This is a genomic window from Nakamurella flava, assembly GCF_005298075.1.
In the GTDB taxonomy this organism is placed as follows: Bacteria; Actinomycetota; Actinomycetes; order Mycobacteriales; family Nakamurellaceae; genus Nakamurella; species Nakamurella flava.
Window position 1 is genome coordinate 87,209 of sequence record NZ_SZZH01000007.1, and the last position, 15,875, is coordinate 103,083.

Consider the following 15,875-nt stretch of genomic DNA (forward strand, 5'->3'; position numbering starts at 1 on the left):
GCCGGCCGTCCCCATCGTAGGCGGGCCGCCGGCCGGCCCGGGGGGCGATAGGACGCCGATAGGTCGTCGATGGCGGCCGGCGACAGCCTGGTCCCATCGACCCGACGTCACCCCGACATCGGGACCGGCAGGACGGCCGCACACCACGGCCCGACCGCGTGGGAGGGTTCCATGTCCGCACCGTCGATGACGGCGAACCGGCCGGCCGCGCCGTCCCCGGAACCGGGGGCCGCCGGCCGGCTCCGGGTGGTCCGCACGCTGGGCGACGTGATCGCCCGGCACCGGCGCCGGCGAGGTCTGACCCAGCAGGAGCTGGCCGACTTCTCGACGGTCAGCATCCGCGCCATCCGCGATCTGGAGCACGGGGTGACGCTGACCCCCCGCCCGGACACCGTCCGGCTGCTGGCCGAGACCCTGCGGCTGGGCCGGTCCGACCGCGCCGAACTGCAGGAGCTGGCCGGTGTCCGGTCGCCGGCGACCGCCGCCCCATCCCGCGGCTCCGGGACCGACGTCGACGGTCGCGTCGGCGCCGCGCCGGTCGTCGGCCGGGAGGCGGAACTGGCGGCGATGCGGAACTGGTGGGACGACCCCGACCCGCGGCGTCCGGCCGTGCTCACCGTGCTGGGCCTGCCCGGGACGGGGAAGACCGCCCTGGTCCGGGCCGTCGCGACCGAGCGGGCGGCCGCCGGTCTGTGCGTGGTGTGGCCGGGGTCCGGTCCCCGTCGCGATCCGGCGACCCGGTTGGCGGAGGCCGCGGCCGCGGAGCTGTCGACCGCGCCGGGAGCGGAGTCGAGCGGCGCCGGGGTCCGGTGGGCCGAACGCATGGGCACGCTGCCGACGGTGCTCGTGCTCGACGATCCGCCGCGGGCTCCCCGGGCCGACGTGCTGGACCGGATGGTGGCCGCCGCCCCGGGGCTGCGCATCGTGGTGACCACCGACCGGCCGGGGCGGGCGGCGGGCGAGTGTCTAGCCCTGGCCGGCCTGAGGACCGAACGCCCCGGACCGGACGTCGTCGACGCGTTCGCGCTGTTGCGGAGCCCCGCCGCCGGGGCGCCCGTACGCCGCGGGTCGTCCCCGGCGGTGCAGGTGCTGACCACGGGCCAGGGGGGCTGGAGTGCTACCGACCGTGCCGATCTGGACGACATCGCCCGGGCGGTCGACGGGAGTCCGGCGGTGCTGCGGGCGGCCGGCGCCCTGGTCGAGCTGTACGGCCCCCGCACCGTCCGGGACGCCCTGGCCCGGGACCTGGTGGGCACGCTCCGAGCGGGAGCGGGCGACCGGCTGGGCGACCTGGTCCAGCGGACGGCCGAGCTGATCGACGACCTGTCGGTCGACGCCCGCGACCTGCTGGAACGGTGGGTCGGGACGCCGGCGGCCGTCGAGGCCACGGTGGCCGGGATGGGGGCGATCACCGGACTGGACCTGTGGGAGTGCGGCCGCCGCTTCGACGAGCTGCGACAGGCCGCCCTGCTGCTCCGTGTCGGCCCCGGCCGGTTCCGGCTGCCCGCCCTGATCCGCGCCCTGGTCCGGGAGCCCGTCCGGGACCGCGCACCTGCCACCGCCACCCACCGACCGGGAGGATCACGATGACCGCATCACCCGTCCCCGCCGCCTTCGTCGCACCGGCCGGAACACCGCCGGCCGAGCCCGTGGTGCAGACCCGGGGCCTGCGCCTGAACTACGGCTCGACGAGCGTGCTGGCCGGAATCGACCTGACCATCGGCGCCGGTAAGATCGTCGCGCTCCTCGGCCCGAACGGGGCCGGCAAGTCGTCGACCATCGAGGTGCTGGAGGGGTTCCGGCTGCCGTCCGCCGGGTCGGTCCGGGTGCTGGGGCAGGACCCGGCTCGCGCCGACGACGGCTGGCGTTCCCGGGTGGGGATCGTGCTGCAGTCCTGGCAGGACCACGGCCGGTGGACGGCCCGGGAACTGCTCACCCACACCGCCCGGCACTTCGCCGCGGCCCGCCCGCGGTCGCCCCGGCCGGACGTGACGGCGGTGCTGGCGCGGGTCGGGCTGACCGACAAGGCCGACAGTCAGTTGCGCACGCTGTCCGGGGGGCAGCGTCGCCGGATCGACGTCGCCATCGGAGTGCTGGGCGATCCCGAGTTGCTGTTCCTGGACGAGCCCACCGCCGGGCTGGATCCTCAGGCGCGCCGCGACTTCCACACCCTGCTACGCGAGCAGGTCCGCGGCCGGTCCACCACCGTGCTGCTGACCACCCACGATCTGGACGAGGCCGAAGCGCTGGCCGACCGGGTGCTCATCCTGGCCGGCGGGCGGATCGTGGCCGACGGTGCGCCCGCCCAGCTGGGCACCGGCTCGGTCGTCCGCTGGGTGCAGGACGGGCAGCCGCGGCGGGCCGAACTGCCGGCCGGCGCGGACACCACGGCCTTCCTCCGGGATCTGGTCGGCGATCCACGGCAGGCCATCACCGACGTGCAGGTCGGCGGGAGCCGGCTGGAGGAGATCTACCTGGCCGCCGTGGGCGCGGCCGCGCCCACGGACCCGACCACCATGACGACCACGGACACCACCGGAAGCGGAGGACGACGATGAGCACGACGACGGACGTTCCGGCCCGGAGCGCCACCCCTGGCGTGGCCGGGTTGGCGCGGTGGCGGGCGATCACGGCCATCGGGATCTCCCGCGGCTGGCTCGAGTACCTGCGGTCGTTCGCCAACCGGCAGGACGCCCTCAACTACTTCGGCATCAGCGGTCTCTTCCTCGTCGCCGCCTACGCGCTGCGGGACTCCCGGGTGCCGGGCACCGACATCGGTTTCGGCTCGGTGTTCGTCGCCGGGGTGATCGGGTTCGTGGTGGCGATGGGCGGGATCGTCACCGTCGCGCAGGTGCTGTCGGCCGAACGGGAGGACGGCACTCTGCTGCGGGCGAAGGCCCTGCCGCTGGGCATCCCGTCCTACCTGGTGGCCAAGGGTGTGCACACGCTGTTGATCACCCTGACCAACGTGGCGATCATCTTGGTGCCGTCGCTGCTGCTGTTCGACTCGGTCGGGCTGCGGGACGTGGCCGCCGGGGCGACGCTGTTGGCCGTCGTGCTGGCCGGCCTGCTCGCCACGGTGCCGATCGGGGCGGTGCTGGGGGCCTCGATCACCAGCTCACGGGCGGCCACCGGGATCATGATGATCCCGATCATGGCCATCAGCCTGGTGTCCGGCTTCTTCAGCCCCATCGCAGCGATGCCGGAGTGGGCGCAGTGGATCGCGCAGGTCTTCCCGGTCTACTGGGTGGGTCTGGGCACACGCTCGGCGCTGCTGCCGGACAGCATGCTCGGCGCGGAACTCGATCAGTCGTGGCGCCCGTTGGAGATGTACGGGGTGCTCGGCGTCTGGGCCGTGATCGGTCTGGTGCTCGCCCCGCTGTGCTTGCGGCGGATGGCCCGCCGGCAGTCCGGCTCGCGCCTGGCGCAGGACCGCGAACGCGTCCTGAACAACACCTGATCCACCCCGAACAACCGGTTCCACCCCGAACGAAGGAGTGAGAGTCATGGAGATCGTCCTGATCATCGCCGTCACGCTGGCCCTGCTGGCCGGGATCACCGCCTATGAGGCTCGCCGGCGTCAGCAGCGAACGGTCCGCGGTGACGGATCTGCCGCCGCGGTGGGTGGCGGCCACGGCGACGGGGGCGGCGGCAGCGCGGACGGCGGCGGGGGCGGCGACTCCTGAGCCGAGGGGTCGGGTCGCTCGTAGTCTGAGCCGGTGACCGGCTCTCCCACGGATCACCTGGACACCGCCGAACCCGCCGGGTCGGCGGTGCAGGTGCCCCGTCGGCCGCCGCCGGACCTGCGCCCGTGGGTGCGCGAGTACGTCGGCTACCGGATGACGGGTTTCCCGTCCGGGACGCATCTGGGCCTGCCGTCGCCGGACCTGACCGTGGTGCTGCCGTTGGACGGGCCGCTGGAGTTCCTGCAGATGGCCGACCCAGGCCAGTCGCCGGGTTTCCTCGGTGAGACGGCCAGCGGGCTGACCGACCGGCCGGTCGTCATGCGGCACCCCGGCCACCAGGAAGGCGTGCAGCTCGCGCTCACCCCGGCCGGCTGCCGGGCCCTGCTGGGTCGGCCGACGGCGGTGCTGGGGGCGTCCGTCGTCCCGCTGGGTGCCGTGTTGCCCGGGGCGGATGAGCTGATGGGCCGGCTGGCCGAGACACCCACGTGGGCGGGTCGTTTCGCAGCCGTCGACGAGGTGTTGCGTCGCGCGGTGCGGTGGTCGTACCGGCCGATGTCGACGCCGCTGGCGACCGCGTTCGCGCTGCTGACGTCGTCGTCGGGTTGGTCGGTGCAGTGCGTGGCTGCCGAGATCGGCTGGTCGCGGCGGCATCTCTCGGGCCGGTTCGCGGCCGAGTTCAGCATCTCGCCCGGTGACGCCGGGCGCATCGCCCGCTTCGACCGGTCGCGCCGGTTGATCCGCACCGGAACCCGGACGCTGGCGGAGGTCGCGGCGGACGCCGGCTACTACGACCAGGCCCACCTGGCGCGGGAGTGGCGGCGGCTGGCCGGGCGGGCCCCGTCGGTGTGGCAGCGGGAGGAACTGTTCCCCATCGTCCAAGCCGCGGCGGCGGTCGACGGCCACGATGGCTGACATGACGGAGAACGCGATCACAGGGGTCTGGCCGTGTCTGCGCTACCGGGATGCACCGGCGGCACTCGACTTCCTCACCGGGGTACTGGGTTTCATCCAGGCCGCCCGGTACGGGGAGGGGGATCGGATCGATCACGCCGAGATCCGCTGGCCGGCCGGCGGCGGGGTCATGCTGGGGAGTGAGAAGCCCGGCGACGACATGGTCCCGGTGGCCGTGGGGACGGTCTACCTGGTGGTGCCGGGGGAGCCGGAGATCACCGCCCTCTATGAGCGGGTGCAGGCGGCGGGGGCGCGGATCGTGCGGCCGCTGGAACGCCCGGACTACGGCGGCGCCGAGTTCGCGCTGGCCGACCCGGAGGGCGTCGTGTGGTCAGTCGGGATCTACGCCGGGGAGTGAGCCCGGCCGGGTACATCCAGCCGACAGCCCGGGCTCCCGACGGGGTTCGGGAGCCCGGGCTGCGGTGGTGCCGGCCGCGATGGTCAGCGGCCGGCGACCTGCTCGACGACCATCTGCGTCGGGTAGACCCGCTGCTCACGGTCGCCGTCGCGCTCGAAGGTGATGCGGGTCAGCGGGATCCCGGCGAGGGCCGCGGTGGCGGCGCGGGGGGCGGCGATGCGCTCGACCCGCTGCAGGGCGACGGTCTCGTCGTCGATGCGGATGAACGCGCCGGTGGCCAGGGCGCCGAGGTCGGTATGGGTGGTCATGGTGGTGTCTCCGGTCGTGGTGCTCATGTGGGTAGGACGTGTCGTGGGGCGGGGGCGTTGAGCCGGGGTGACCTGGCTCATCAGTGCTCGACCCGTTCAGGTGAGCCGACGCCGCGCAGGGTCGCCCACACCAGTGCGGCGGCGGCCACCATCAGGGCGGCACCGATGATCGACGTGGTGGTGACACCACTGTCGAACGCCGACTGGGCCGACGTCAGCAGCGCCTGACCGCTGGCCGCGGGTAGCTCAGCAGCGACAGCGGTTGCCCCGCCGAGGGTCTCGCTGGCCGTTGCGGCCTGCTCGGCCGACAGTCCCTGCGGCAGTTGCACGTTCGCGGCGTACTGCGCGGTGAGGATGCCGCCCAGCAGGGCGGTGCCGAGGACGGCCCCCACCTCGTAGGCGGTCTCGGAGATTGCCGAGGCGGCGCCGGCCTTGGCGGCCGGAGCGCTGGAGACGATGACGTCGTTGGACAGCGTCTCCGCGACGCCGATCCCCAGGGACAGGATGACGAACGCGGCGGCCAGGCCGGCGGCGCCGTGGCTGTGGGCGACCAGGAGGATCGCGACGTAGCCGAGCGAGCTGAGCAGCAGGGCGCCGGCGATCAGCAGCCGGGCCCCGACCCGCCTGACCAGCGGGACGACGGCCAGGCCGGCGATGATCGTCACGGCCAGGCCGGGGACCAGCACGAGGCCGGCCTGCATCGGGCTGAGTCCGGTGACCAGCTGCAGGTGCTGGGACACGAAGAACAGGAACCCGACGAGCGAAAAGATGCTGAGCAGGTTGGCCAGCACCGACCCGGTGAAGGCGCCGTTGCGGAACAGGCGGACGTCGAGCATCGGGGTGTTGCGGCGCAACTGCCGACGGACGAACAGGGTGCCGGCGGCCAGGCCGAGTAGGGCGAGCAGGCCGGTCGGCAGGGTCAGGCCCTCCTTGGCCACGCTCTTGATGGCGTAGACCAGCGGAGCCAGCGTCAGCAGGGACAGGCCGATGCTGACGACGTCGACCGGACCCGGCGACGGGTCGCGGCTCTCGGGGATGAACAGCGGGCCGAGGACGAGCAGCAGGGCGAGGGCGGGCACGGCCATGAGGAAGACCGAGCCCCACCAGAAGTGCTCGAGCAGGAACCCGCCGACGACCGGGCCGAGCGCGGCGCCACCGGCGAAGGCGGCGGCCCAGATGGCGATGGCCAGCCGACGCTGCTGACGGTCGGTGAAGATGTTGCGCAGCAACGAGAGCGTGGACGGCATCAGCATCGCGCCGAAGAAGCCGAGCCCGGCGCGGGCGGCGATCAGCGCCTCGGCGGTCGGGGCGTAGGCGGCGACGGTGGACATCGCGGCGAACCCGACCGCGCCGATGAGCAGCAGGCGGCGCCGGCCGATGCGGTCGGCGAGGCTACCCATCGAGACGAGCAGGCCGGCCAGCATCAGCGAGTAGATGTCGATCGTCCACAGCAGCTGGGTGCCGGTCGGGGTGAGATCGGCCGAGATGGCGGGCAGCGCGAAGCTCAGGACGGTGGCGTCGACGGCGACGAGCAGCACCGGGAGCATCAGGACGGCGAGGGCGATCCAGTCGCGCGGAGTCGCACGACGATCGGCGCCGGGGGCGGTCACTTCGGACCGCGGGGCGGTCGTCAGGGAGGACATCGGAATCTCTTTCGCAGGAGTGCCCGGATCGGGCTTGCCCCGTCACTATACCGACCAGTTGGTGCAGTAACGCAAGAGGTGGTGACCGAAGTCGCCCATCCGGGGTCGGTAAAGCCTGCCGCTACCTGGCGTTGGGTAGCGGCAGGCTTGACCGACCCACACGGCTGCGGCGGGGGTAACGGGTCCGGCCGGTCTACCGTTGTCCCGTGCCGCCGCCTCCCGCCGCCCGTGACAAGGTGCTCGACGCCTTCGAGCGGTTGCTAATCGAACGGGGCGAGCGGGAGACGACGCTAGATGCGGTGGCCCGGGAGGCCGGGGTCTCCAAGGGCGGGCTGATCTACCACTTCAATTCCCGGGACGCTTTGGTCGACGGGTTGCTGGAACGGTTGCAGGGCCTGGTCGAGCAGGACATCCGCGACATGACCGCTGCCCCTGGTGGCCCGGTCGCCTACTACCTGAGCACCTCCGCCAACCCGGCTGCCGCCGTGGATCGCACCCTGGTGGCGGCGACCCGGTTGCTGCAGCGTTCGCACACCCGGGTCGGGGACGTCCTGGCCGCCGCCCAGCAGCGCTGGTACGACGCGGTCCTGGCCGCGGTGGGTGATCCCGCGGTGGCGCGACTCATCGTGCTGCTCGGTGACGGCATGTATTACGAGTCGACGATGGCCGGTTCGGTGCTGCCGGCCCGGTCGGCGCGCAGCGAGGAGACGGTGCAGCAGATGCTGGGGCTGGTCGACCGGCTGCTGGACGGGGCGGGGGAGCGATGAGCATGCAGGTGCCGTTCACGGGTGACGAGAAGGAGAGCCTGCACGCGAGCCTGAACCGGCACCGGGCGGTGGTCCGCTGGAAGGTCGCGGGTCTGACCGATGATCAGGCGCGGCGGCCGATGACGGGGACCGGGTTGTCGTTGGGTGGCGTGGTCAAGCACCTGGCGTCGGTGGAGTACGGCTGGTTCTGCGGGACGTTCGGCCGGCCGTCGGACGAGCTGGACTACGACGAGAACGACCCGGACCGGGACCTGCGCGTGGAGCCCGCCGAGACGCTGGCCGACGTGGTCGCGTATTACGACCGGGCCTGCGCGGCGGCGGACGCGGCGATCGACGAGCTGGACCTGATGGCGGTGGGCAGCAGCTGGCACGGCGACGAGCTGACGATGCGGTGGGTGCTGATCCACATGATCGAGGAGACCGCCCGCCACTGCGGCCACCTCGACGTGATGCGCGAGCTGCTCGACGGAGCCGTCGGCGACCACCAGGGCTGAGCTGCCCGCCGGATCGACTGGGCTGGGGTTGACCGATTCGGAAGCTGGGCCGGTCGTTGGTAGAGTCTCCCGCGGTAGCGTGTCCGAGCGGCCTAAGGAGCACGCCTCGAAAGCGTGTGAGGGGGCAACTCCTCCGTGGGTTCAAATCCCACCGCTACCGCCACGATCAGCACAAACGCCGAGTTCCGGATGACCGGAACTCGGCGTTTGTCGTTTGCTAGGGGGCGTCGTCAGCGGGTCCGTCGCCCATCGCGCTCGGGTACACCGCCTGCCACATCGCATCTTCCACGGCCTGCACGAGGTTGTCCGGCGTCTTGGTCGCCACCCCATCAGCCGCAGACGCCTTCGCAACGGCCAGCGCAACCGTGGCGGATGAGGCGCGGAGGTTCTCCACGTCCGGCAGCAGTGAGGCGCCGAGGGGGGTGGGGTCGACCTGGCTGGCGACGGCTTCGGCGGCGGCGAGGAGCATGCCGTCGGTGACGTGGCGGGCGCCGGAGACGATGGTGCCCAGGCCCAGCCCCGGGTAGAGCAGGGCGTTGTTGGCCTGGCCGATGGTGTAGCTGACGCCGTCGTACTCGACCGGCTCTACCGGGATACCCGTCGCCACTAGGGCCTTGCCCTTCGACTGCGGGATGATGTCGGCCGGCATCGCCTCGATGCGTTCCGTCGGGTTGGACAGCGGCAGGATGATCGGGCGCTCCACCCCCGCGCACATCGCCTCGACGACCGCTTCGGTGAAGGCGTTGTGGTCGGTGGACGTGCCGATGAGGATGGTCGGCTTCACTTGCTGGATCGTCGTCAGCAGGTCGATCTTGCCGCCCTCACGCTTCCAGTCGGCCACCTCCGCGGCCGGCCGCGCGTATGCCTGCTGGTAGTTCGGCAGACCGTCCATGTCGTCGGTGACCAGACCGTTGATGTCGACCAGCCACACCCGGGCCTTCGCTTCCTCGGGCGACGCCCCGGAGCGGATCATCGCCGCGCTGATCTGGTCGGCCATGCCGGTGCCGGCCGTCCCCGCCCCGTAGACCAGCAGCCGCTGCTCGGCGAACGTTTGCTTGGTGATCTTCAGACCGGAGATCACCGACGACATGACGATCGCGCCGGTGCCCTGCATGTCGTCGTTGAAGATCCGGTACTTGTCGCGGTACTCGTCCAGGATCCGCCGTGCGTTGCTGGGGCCGAAATCCTCGAAATGCAGCAGTGCGTGCGGGAACAGGTCCGTCGCGGTCGACAGGTAGGTGGCGATGAGGTCGTCATACCGCTGGCCGGTCACGCGGGCGTGCCGATTGCCCAGGTAGGTGGGGCTGTTGAGCAGCATCTCGTTGTCGGTGCCGACGTCCAGGTTGACGGCGATCACCCGGCTCGGGTCGATCCCGGCGGCCGCCGTGTAGACGGCCAGCTTGCCGATCGAGATGTCGGTGCCGTTGACCCCCCAGTCACCGATGCCGAGGATCTCCTGCGCATCGGAGACGACGATCAGGTCCACGTCGTCCGGACCCAGCCCGAGGGTCTCGAACGAGGCCCGCACGTCCTCGGGGCGGTCGATTGACAGGTACACGGCCCGCGAGTGCCGGTAGTCCTTGCTCCACTGCTTGATGGCCTCGCCGACCGTCGGGTCGTAGACGACGGGCAGCAGCTCGGCCAGGTGATCGCCCAGCACCTTGAAGTACAGGACCTCGTTGCGGTCGTGCAGAGAGTCCAGGAAGACGTACTTCTCCAGGTCCGTCTCGTAGCCCTCCAGCTGCGCGTAACTCCGCGCGGCCTGCTCGTCGAGCGTCTCGACCGCCGCCGGCAGCCGTCCCGTCAGCCCCAGCTTCGCCCGCTCCTCCAGCGTGAAGGCGGTGCCGCGGTTCCGCAGCGGATCGGCGAAGACCTTGGGACGTGCGGTCATGACGGGTACTCCTCGCGGTTGCTGCCGAGGCGGTGACAGCCCGCTCGGTCACTCACGGACGGTAGTTGTCGTGCACGCAGAGCAACAGTATGGCGGATGGTCTCGATCGGGGGAGTGCGCCTACCGGAGAGCGCTGGCCGGCGGCCGGTGGCAGCGCATCAGCAGGGCCGGACCGTCCGGAGTCACCACCTCGCCCACCGCCGCGAACCCGGCCGCCGTGTAGCAGCGGATCGCCCGTGCGTTGTGCGGCGACGGATCGGTCTGCACCACGGTGACCACCGGGTCGGCGAACAGCTGCTCGACGAACTCCCGCACCATGGCCCGGCCCAGCCCCCGGTTGAGCTGTCCGGCGTGGGCGAGGAACTGGTCGATACCGCGGGCGCCCGGGTCGGTCTCGTCCTCCCACCAGCCGTCACCGGAACCGAGCACCACGTAGCTCTGGATGAACCCGATCGGCTCGCCCGCCAGGTGCGCGATGAAGGCGTGGGTCGACCCGCCGGTCAGGTAGTCCTCGCGCAATTCCTCAACCGACTCGGCCGGCCCCCACCACTGCCGGACGTGGGGGCGGAGCAGCCAGTCGTGCAGCATCGGCACGTCCGCCTCGGTGAGTGCCCGGAACTCGATGGTGCCCACACGGGTCAGTAGAGAACAGTCGGACGCTGCGCACCAGTGGTTTTCACCGGGCCAGCGCCGTCGCCCCCGTCAGGACGGGGCGCCGCTCGGGTCGGCCACGACCCCCAGGAACAGCGGCGCCGACGTGCTCGACTCGGCGATCCAGAAGAGGAAGGGCCGGTCGATGACCAGGGGTTCCGGCTGGGCCAGTACGCCGCGCGAGAAGAGCAGGGCGGTCGCGGCGGCCGCTTCAGTGCCCTTCTCGTCGACGTCGACGACGCAGCGGTGAACGAGGGTGTCCGCCGCGAGGGGGCGGTCGGTGATGCCGGTCAGGTCGGGCGCGTCGAACAGGTCCGTGACGCCCAGTGCCCGCACCGCCGACATCGCGTCGGGCGTCGCGTCGATCGAGAAGGCCGGCAGGGTGACCGCGAACTGGGCCGGCGTTGCCGATCCGGTGGCCACGGCGTCGAGGACGGCGGGCAGGTCGCCCAGTACGGTGTCGATCCCGGCGTCGGGGAGCAGCACGGTCATCGACAGACCGCCCCCGATGTACGGAATCGAGACCGCCGTCCAGCCAGCACCTCTCGAGCCCGAGAACGGCATCCCACCTTGCATCATCGGCACCGTGCGCCGGCTGCCGTCGGCGGTGGTGAACGACCCCTCCTGACGGTCCCGGAACGGCACCATCCAGGCGGCCTTGAGGTAGAGGGCATTGACCAGGACGAGTTCCGTTACTGCGGTGACGGACCCGGCCGGGAGGAGATCGGGGATCAAATCGTTGGTCCGTTCGGCGACCCACGCATTGATGGCGGCGCGCATGCCGTCGGGGTCGCCGGCGAAATCCGCGGAACGAGCGGCGACGCCGAACTCGCGGGCCAGCTCATCCACGAACTCCGGTCGGACCGGGAAGCCGCGGTCCACCCACATCTCGTTGGCCGACCGCACCGTGACGCCGTCGCTGGACATCCGCACCGCCCGGTCGAGCGCCCGGCTGATCCCCTGATCGACCGCGGCGACCGCCTGCCCCTGCGCTGCGGTTCCGTCCAGACCCAGGGCCGCGTCGATCTGCGCGGCGGTCGCGCCACGGGCCCCGGCCCGCGCCATGGCCAGCACCATGAACAGCGAGTACGGGCTGATCGCCGTGTTCCTCAGTTCGGCCCCGAGCGCGTGCCGCAGGACGGCCGCGCCGAAGCCGGCGACCGCCGCCCGCGCTGTTCCGGGATCCCCCGGGGCGGTGCGGTCGACCGCGCTCAGCGGGCGGAGCGGCGTCGGGGCTGGGTCGGTCACGGGTACCTCCTGGTGGCGGTGCCTTCATGGGCTGGTGCGAGAAGCGTTCCGGCACCTGCGTCTTCACGGCCATTGTCCGCTCCGCGACCGGACGGACGGCTCGGCGGTCCATGGCAGGGTGGGGACGGGGGACCAGCACAAGGAGCGACGTGAGCACATCGAACGGCATCGCCGCCGTAGCCCTGGACATCGACGGCACCCTCGCCCGGGACGACCACCAGGTCAGCCCCTACGCCATCGGCGTCCTGAAGGACCTCGAGGCCGCGGGCATCCGGCCCATCGTGGTGACCGGGCGGCTCGAAACCTCCGCGCTGGCCACCGCCGACGCCGCCGGACTGTCTGCCCCGGTCGTGTCCGGGGGCGGCGCGATCGTCACCGACCCGGCCACCCGCGAGCATCTCGTGCACGCCGCCATGGACCCGGCGCTCATCGCCCGGCTCATCGAGGTGGCCGACCGGTTCGACCTGCAACCCGTCCTGCACACCGCCGCGCACATCCTCACCGACCGGGCCAGCCGCCACACCGACCTCATCGAGCGGCTCAACCAGTGGACTCCGGAGGTGCTGCCCGACCGGGCGTGGCCGGGTGACGTCGTCAAAGTGATGCTGGTCGGGGAGCAGCCCGACGTCGACGCGATGCAGGCCGAGGCCGCCGCCGAATTCCCGCGGTTGAAGCGTTCGTCGACCGAATTCCTGGAGGCCAACGCCCCCGGCTTCACCAAGTGGGAATCGCTGCGGTTCACCCTCGAACGCATCGGCGTCGCGCCCGACGCGACCATCGGCGCCGGGGACGGGGAGACCGACGTGGAGTGGCTCAGCAACGTCGGCCAGGTCATCGCCCCGGCCAATTCCGAACCCTCCGTCCTGGCCATCGCGCACCACCGGGTCGGCCACCACCGCGACGACGCCGTCGCCCGCTTCCTCGACGAGCACCTGCTGGGCGGCTGAGCTCAGGCGGTGGCGCTCGGGTCGGTGATCACCCCGAGGAACAGCGGCGCCGAGGTGGTGGTGTCGGCGATCCAGAAGACGAACGGTCGGTCCACCACCAATGGCTCCGGTCGTGCCGGCGCGCTCGCCGCCATTCCCATACCGGTCGCGGCGGCGGCTTCGGTGCCCTCTTCGTCGACCTTGACGACGGACTCGTGGACGAATGCATCGACCGTCAATCCGCCTTCGGTGATCCCGGACAGGTCGGCGTCGCCGAAAAGATCGGTGATGCCCAGGGCTTTCACCACCGCGGCGGCGTCGGGGACCGACCGCACCGAGAACACCGGCAGGGTGACATCGAACTTCGTCGTTCCCGGCTCGCTGGTCGCGACCGTGTCGATGATCTCCGGCAGACCACTCAGCACCGCATCGAGGCCGTTGTCGGGGAGCAACACCGTCATGGCCAGACCTGACCCGACGTAGGGGAGTGACACCGCCGCCCACCCCGGCCCCTTCACCCCGGAAGCGGCCAACGGCAGTCCGGACATCATCGGCACGGTGATCGCGCGCCCGTCGGCCGTGGTGAAGGTGCCGTCCTGGCGGGGTTCGAACGGGAAGGCCCACGACGCCTGGAGATAGAGCGCGTTGACCAGCACCAGCACGGTGGTGGACCGGATGGAGTCGGACGGAAACAGCTCGGGGATGAGGTCGTTGGTGCGTTCGGCGACCCACGCGTTGATGGCCAGCCGCATGCCTTCCGCGTCGCCGCTGAAATCGGCGGACCGGGCGGCGACGCCGAACTCGCGGGCCAACTGGTCGAGGTACTCCTGGCGGACCGGAAAGCCCTGCTCCACCCAGGTCTCGTTGGCGGCCTGCACCGTCACCGTGCCTCCGGGTGCCTGGGATGCCCGGTCGAGCGCCTCGGCCACCGCGGCGTCGACGGCGGCAACGGCCGCCCCCTGGGCGTCGCCCGCCGCCCCCAGGACAGCGTCGATCTGTTGCCCCGTGGCCCCTTTCGCGCCGGCCCGGGCCATCGCCAGCACGGTGAACAGCGAGTAGGGACTGATCGCCGCGTTGGTCACCGGACCGTCGGGGAGCATCTGGCCCAGGAAGGCGGAGCCGAATCCGGCGAACGCAGCCCGGGCGGCCGCCGCGTCACCAGGCGCGATGCGAATGGCGTCGCTGACCAGCTGCACCGGAGTCGCGACCGCGCCGGACGCGGTGTTCCGCGCTGAGTTGACGGAACTACATCCGGTCAGGCCGACCAGGGCCGCACCGGCGGCCATGAACAGGAATCGGCGGCGCGCGATCTCGACGGTGTCCATACCGGGATGACGGATACGAGCGGCGCCGGGGTTGCGTCGGTCCCGCGCGGACGCAGCCGGCCGCATCGCGAAACGAACAGCCGGACCACGTCAGGAACCACCGTCACGCCGTCGGGTGGCGTGGCCCGAACGCTGCGCTCCTGTCCAGACCCGCCGTCGATGCCTGGGCGACGCGGGCCCATCACACCAGCGGCCGGGTGCCCAGACGCGGCTCGGTGACCGACCGCCACACCGACCTACCCACCGGATGCGTTCGGGGGGTCACGACGGCCGCTGGCCGCCCGGGATTGTCGTTACGTTTCGCGCCGACCGCCGTTCGGCCTGCTTCACAGCGACGCAGCCGGCTGGCGGTCATCCGTCCTGCGCGCGCGGGCGGGTGCCGGACTCGGCGGACGGGCAGCCGTCCCACGGTGATCAGGAGTGAGCCCGATGGTCGTCCCTTCGCAGGCAGCCGCCCCCACGGCTCAACGGCCGCCCCGACGTGTCGTCAGCTCCCCCTGGTGCTGGGGGATCGTCGGCATGGTCGTGTGCATCGCGCTCATCGTCGCCTACGGGTTCATCCCCGGACCGGTGTGGATCGGGGCGCTCGTCGTCATCGCGCTGGCCGTGGTGATCTACCTGGCGATCATGCGCGGGTGGGCCCGGCGGGTGCCGATCGAACTGACCGGACCCGGCGCGGCCCGCGAACTGGTCAGCGGGATGGCGCTCGGCGCGGTCGTCCTGTTCGCCGGGTGGTTGCTCGTCGCCGCGCTGGGGGGCTATTCGATCGAATGGGCCGGCGCCAGCGTCGTGCCGGTCGTCTGGGCGGCGCTGGTCTCCGCCGCCGTCCCCGCCGTGGTGGAGGAGATGGCGTTCCGGGGCTTCGCACTACAGGCCACCGAACGCATCGCCGGCACCTGGGCGGCCATCATCGTGTCGGCCGTGCTGTTCGGTGCGCTGCACATCAACAACCCCGGGGCCAGCATCTGGACGTCGACCGCGATCGCCATCGAGGCGGGTCTGCTGCTAGGTGCCGCCTACGCGTGGCGGCGCGACCTGCGGTTCGTCATCGGCGTGCACTTCGCGTGGAACACGGTCGAAGGGCTGGTCGGGGTCAACGTGTCCGGCACGACGGAGGACGGACTCTGGCAGACCACCGCCCACGGCTCCGACCTCATGACCGGCGGCTCCTTCGGCCTGGAGGCGTCCCTGCCCCTGTTGCTGCTGACCCTGATCCCGACGACGCTCATGCTCATCGCCGCGCACCGCCGGGGCAACCTCCGTGGACCGCTGCGCCCCGGCGCTGATTTTGCCGCCTGAGGGCCGCACCGATTTCCGAATCCTCAGCGGGGCTGACGCTTAGCCCGTCCCGCTGGGGGAGCTTCGCCGCTGACGGCTCTTCCGGATCACCGCCCCGACCAGCATGGCCCCGGTAAGCAGGACCACCCACAGCACAAAGGCCCACCATCCCCAGTCGCCCCGCTTCAGTCCGGCCGACCCGTAGGCCGAGATCCCGACACCGAGGAACAGCAGCAGGTGCGGCCAGCGGAGCCGAGCGGGGCCTGCGGGGCGGTCATAGATCGCGGTGAACGTCAGGACCAGCAACGCGCCCACGACCATCAACGCCAACCGCACCCAGGTGTCCACC

At 71.8% G+C, this 15,875-nt stretch carries 17 protein-coding genes and 1 tRNA gene; 11 read left to right on the forward strand and 7 right to left on the reverse strand.

Annotated features, from left to right (window positions below; all coding sequences use genetic code 11):
• The first annotated feature begins 171 nt into the window (after nt 1-171).
• The 6 genes from FDO65_RS20620 to FDO65_RS20645 are packed head-to-tail and all read left to right on the forward strand — an operon-like array spanning nt 172 to nt 4,995.
• On the forward strand, nt 172-1,590 hold the full coding sequence (locus tag FDO65_RS20620) for a helix-turn-helix domain-containing protein (RefSeq protein WP_166442323.1): 1,419 nt from the start codon (nt 172-174) through the stop codon (nt 1,588-1,590).
• Complete coding sequence (locus tag FDO65_RS20625) at nt 1,587-2,558, forward strand: ABC transporter ATP-binding protein (RefSeq protein WP_137451636.1); 972 nt, start codon at nt 1,587-1,589, stop codon at nt 2,556-2,558. The genes FDO65_RS20620 and FDO65_RS20625 overlap by 4 nt, the downstream gene beginning before the upstream one ends.
• Nucleotides 2,555-3,460, forward strand: coding sequence for an ABC transporter permease (locus tag FDO65_RS20630; RefSeq protein ID WP_137451637.1), 906 nt, complete (start codon nt 2,555-2,557; stop codon nt 3,458-3,460). Before FDO65_RS20625 ends, FDO65_RS20630 begins: the two co-directional genes overlap by 4 nt.
• Nucleotides 3,461-3,506: 46 nt before the next feature.
• Complete coding sequence (locus tag FDO65_RS20635) at nt 3,507-3,686, forward strand: hypothetical protein (protein ID WP_137451638.1); 180 nt, start codon at nt 3,507-3,509, stop codon at nt 3,684-3,686.
• 33 nt (nt 3,687-3,719) lie between these two features.
• The gene (locus tag FDO65_RS20640; protein ID WP_205850217.1) at nt 3,720-4,598 is read left to right on the forward strand and encodes a helix-turn-helix domain-containing protein; all 879 of its coding nucleotides are present in this window, start codon (nt 3,720-3,722) and stop codon (nt 4,596-4,598) included.
• A 1-nt stretch (nt 4,599) separates the two neighbouring features.
• On the forward strand, nt 4,600-4,995 hold the full coding sequence (locus tag FDO65_RS20645; RefSeq protein ID WP_205850218.1) for a VOC family protein: 396 nt from the start codon (nt 4,600-4,602) through the stop codon (nt 4,993-4,995).
• Nucleotides 4,996-5,078: 83 nt separating this feature from the next.
• Here the strand turns inward: FDO65_RS20645 and FDO65_RS20650 are convergent, their stop codons facing one another.
• Nucleotides 5,079-5,330 carry a hypothetical protein gene (locus FDO65_RS20650; protein ID WP_137451640.1) on the reverse strand — a complete coding sequence of 84 codons (252 nt, stop codon included), beginning with the start codon at nt 5,328-5,330 and terminating at the stop codon, nt 5,079-5,081.
• A gap of 53 nt (nt 5,331-5,383) precedes the next feature.
• Nucleotides 5,384-6,946, reverse strand: a complete 1,563-nt coding sequence (locus FDO65_RS20655; RefSeq protein WP_137451641.1) for an MFS transporter — start codon at nt 6,944-6,946, stop codon at nt 5,384-5,386.
• 206 nt (nt 6,947-7,152) lie between these two features.
• Here FDO65_RS20655 and FDO65_RS23180 point away from each other — a divergent pair, with 206 nt between their 5' ends.
• The 3 genes from FDO65_RS23180 to FDO65_RS20670 all read left to right on the forward strand — a co-directional run bounded on the left by FDO65_RS23180 (nt 7,153) and on the right by FDO65_RS20670 (nt 8,370).
• Nucleotides 7,153-7,713 (forward strand): TetR/AcrR family transcriptional regulator, encoded by a 561-nt coding sequence (locus tag FDO65_RS23180; protein WP_137451642.1) that lies wholly within the window; start codon nt 7,153-7,155, stop codon nt 7,711-7,713.
• On the forward strand, nt 7,710-8,207 hold the full coding sequence (locus FDO65_RS20665; RefSeq protein ID WP_137451643.1) for a DinB family protein: 498 nt from the start codon (nt 7,710-7,712) through the stop codon (nt 8,205-8,207). Before FDO65_RS23180 ends, FDO65_RS20665 begins: the two co-directional genes overlap by 4 nt.
• A 73-nt stretch (nt 8,208-8,280) precedes the next feature.
• A tRNA-Ser gene (locus FDO65_RS20670) sits at nt 8,281-8,370 on the forward strand.
• Between the two features lie 54 nt (nt 8,371-8,424).
• On the opposite strand, the gene FDO65_RS20675 is transcribed toward FDO65_RS20670, so the two are convergent.
• The 3 genes from FDO65_RS20675 to FDO65_RS20685 form a co-directional block, all read right to left on the reverse strand.
• On the reverse strand, nt 8,425-10,137 hold the full coding sequence (locus FDO65_RS20675) for an NAD-dependent malic enzyme (protein WP_276606884.1): 1,713 nt from the start codon (nt 10,135-10,137) through the stop codon (nt 8,425-8,427).
• 81 nt (nt 10,138-10,218) lie between these two features.
• Nucleotides 10,219-10,731 (reverse strand): GNAT family N-acetyltransferase, encoded by a 513-nt coding sequence (locus FDO65_RS20680; RefSeq protein ID WP_205850219.1) that lies wholly within the window; start codon nt 10,729-10,731, stop codon nt 10,219-10,221.
• Nucleotides 10,732-10,800: 69 nt separating this feature from the next.
• A complete protein-coding gene (locus FDO65_RS20685; protein WP_137451646.1) occupies nt 10,801-11,997 on the reverse strand; it encodes a serpin family protein in 1,197 nt (398 codons plus the stop codon).
• Between the two features lie 149 nt (nt 11,998-12,146).
• On the opposite strand from FDO65_RS20685, the gene FDO65_RS20690 reads away from it, so the two are divergent.
• Nucleotides 12,147-12,944: an HAD-IIB family hydrolase gene (locus FDO65_RS20690; RefSeq protein WP_166442324.1), complete on the forward strand. Its 798-nt coding sequence runs from the start codon at nt 12,147-12,149 to the stop codon at nt 12,942-12,944.
• A 2-nt stretch (nt 12,945-12,946) separates the two neighbouring features.
• Here the strand turns inward: FDO65_RS20690 and FDO65_RS20695 are convergent, their stop codons facing one another.
• Nucleotides 12,947-14,248, reverse strand: coding sequence for a serpin family protein (locus tag FDO65_RS20695; protein ID WP_166442325.1), 1,302 nt, complete (start codon nt 14,246-14,248; stop codon nt 12,947-12,949).
• 519 nt (nt 14,249-14,767) lie between these two features.
• Here FDO65_RS20695 and FDO65_RS20700 point away from each other — a divergent pair.
• Nucleotides 14,768-15,547, forward strand: coding sequence for a CPBP family intramembrane glutamic endopeptidase (locus FDO65_RS20700; RefSeq protein ID WP_166442326.1), 780 nt, complete (start codon nt 14,768-14,770; stop codon nt 15,545-15,547).
• 39 nt (nt 15,548-15,586) lie between these two features.
• On the opposite strand, the gene FDO65_RS20705 is transcribed toward FDO65_RS20700, so the two are convergent.
• Nucleotides 15,587-15,874, reverse strand: coding sequence for a hypothetical protein (locus tag FDO65_RS20705; protein ID WP_137451650.1), 288 nt, complete (start codon nt 15,872-15,874; stop codon nt 15,587-15,589).
• Nucleotide 15,875 lies beyond the last annotated feature (1 nt).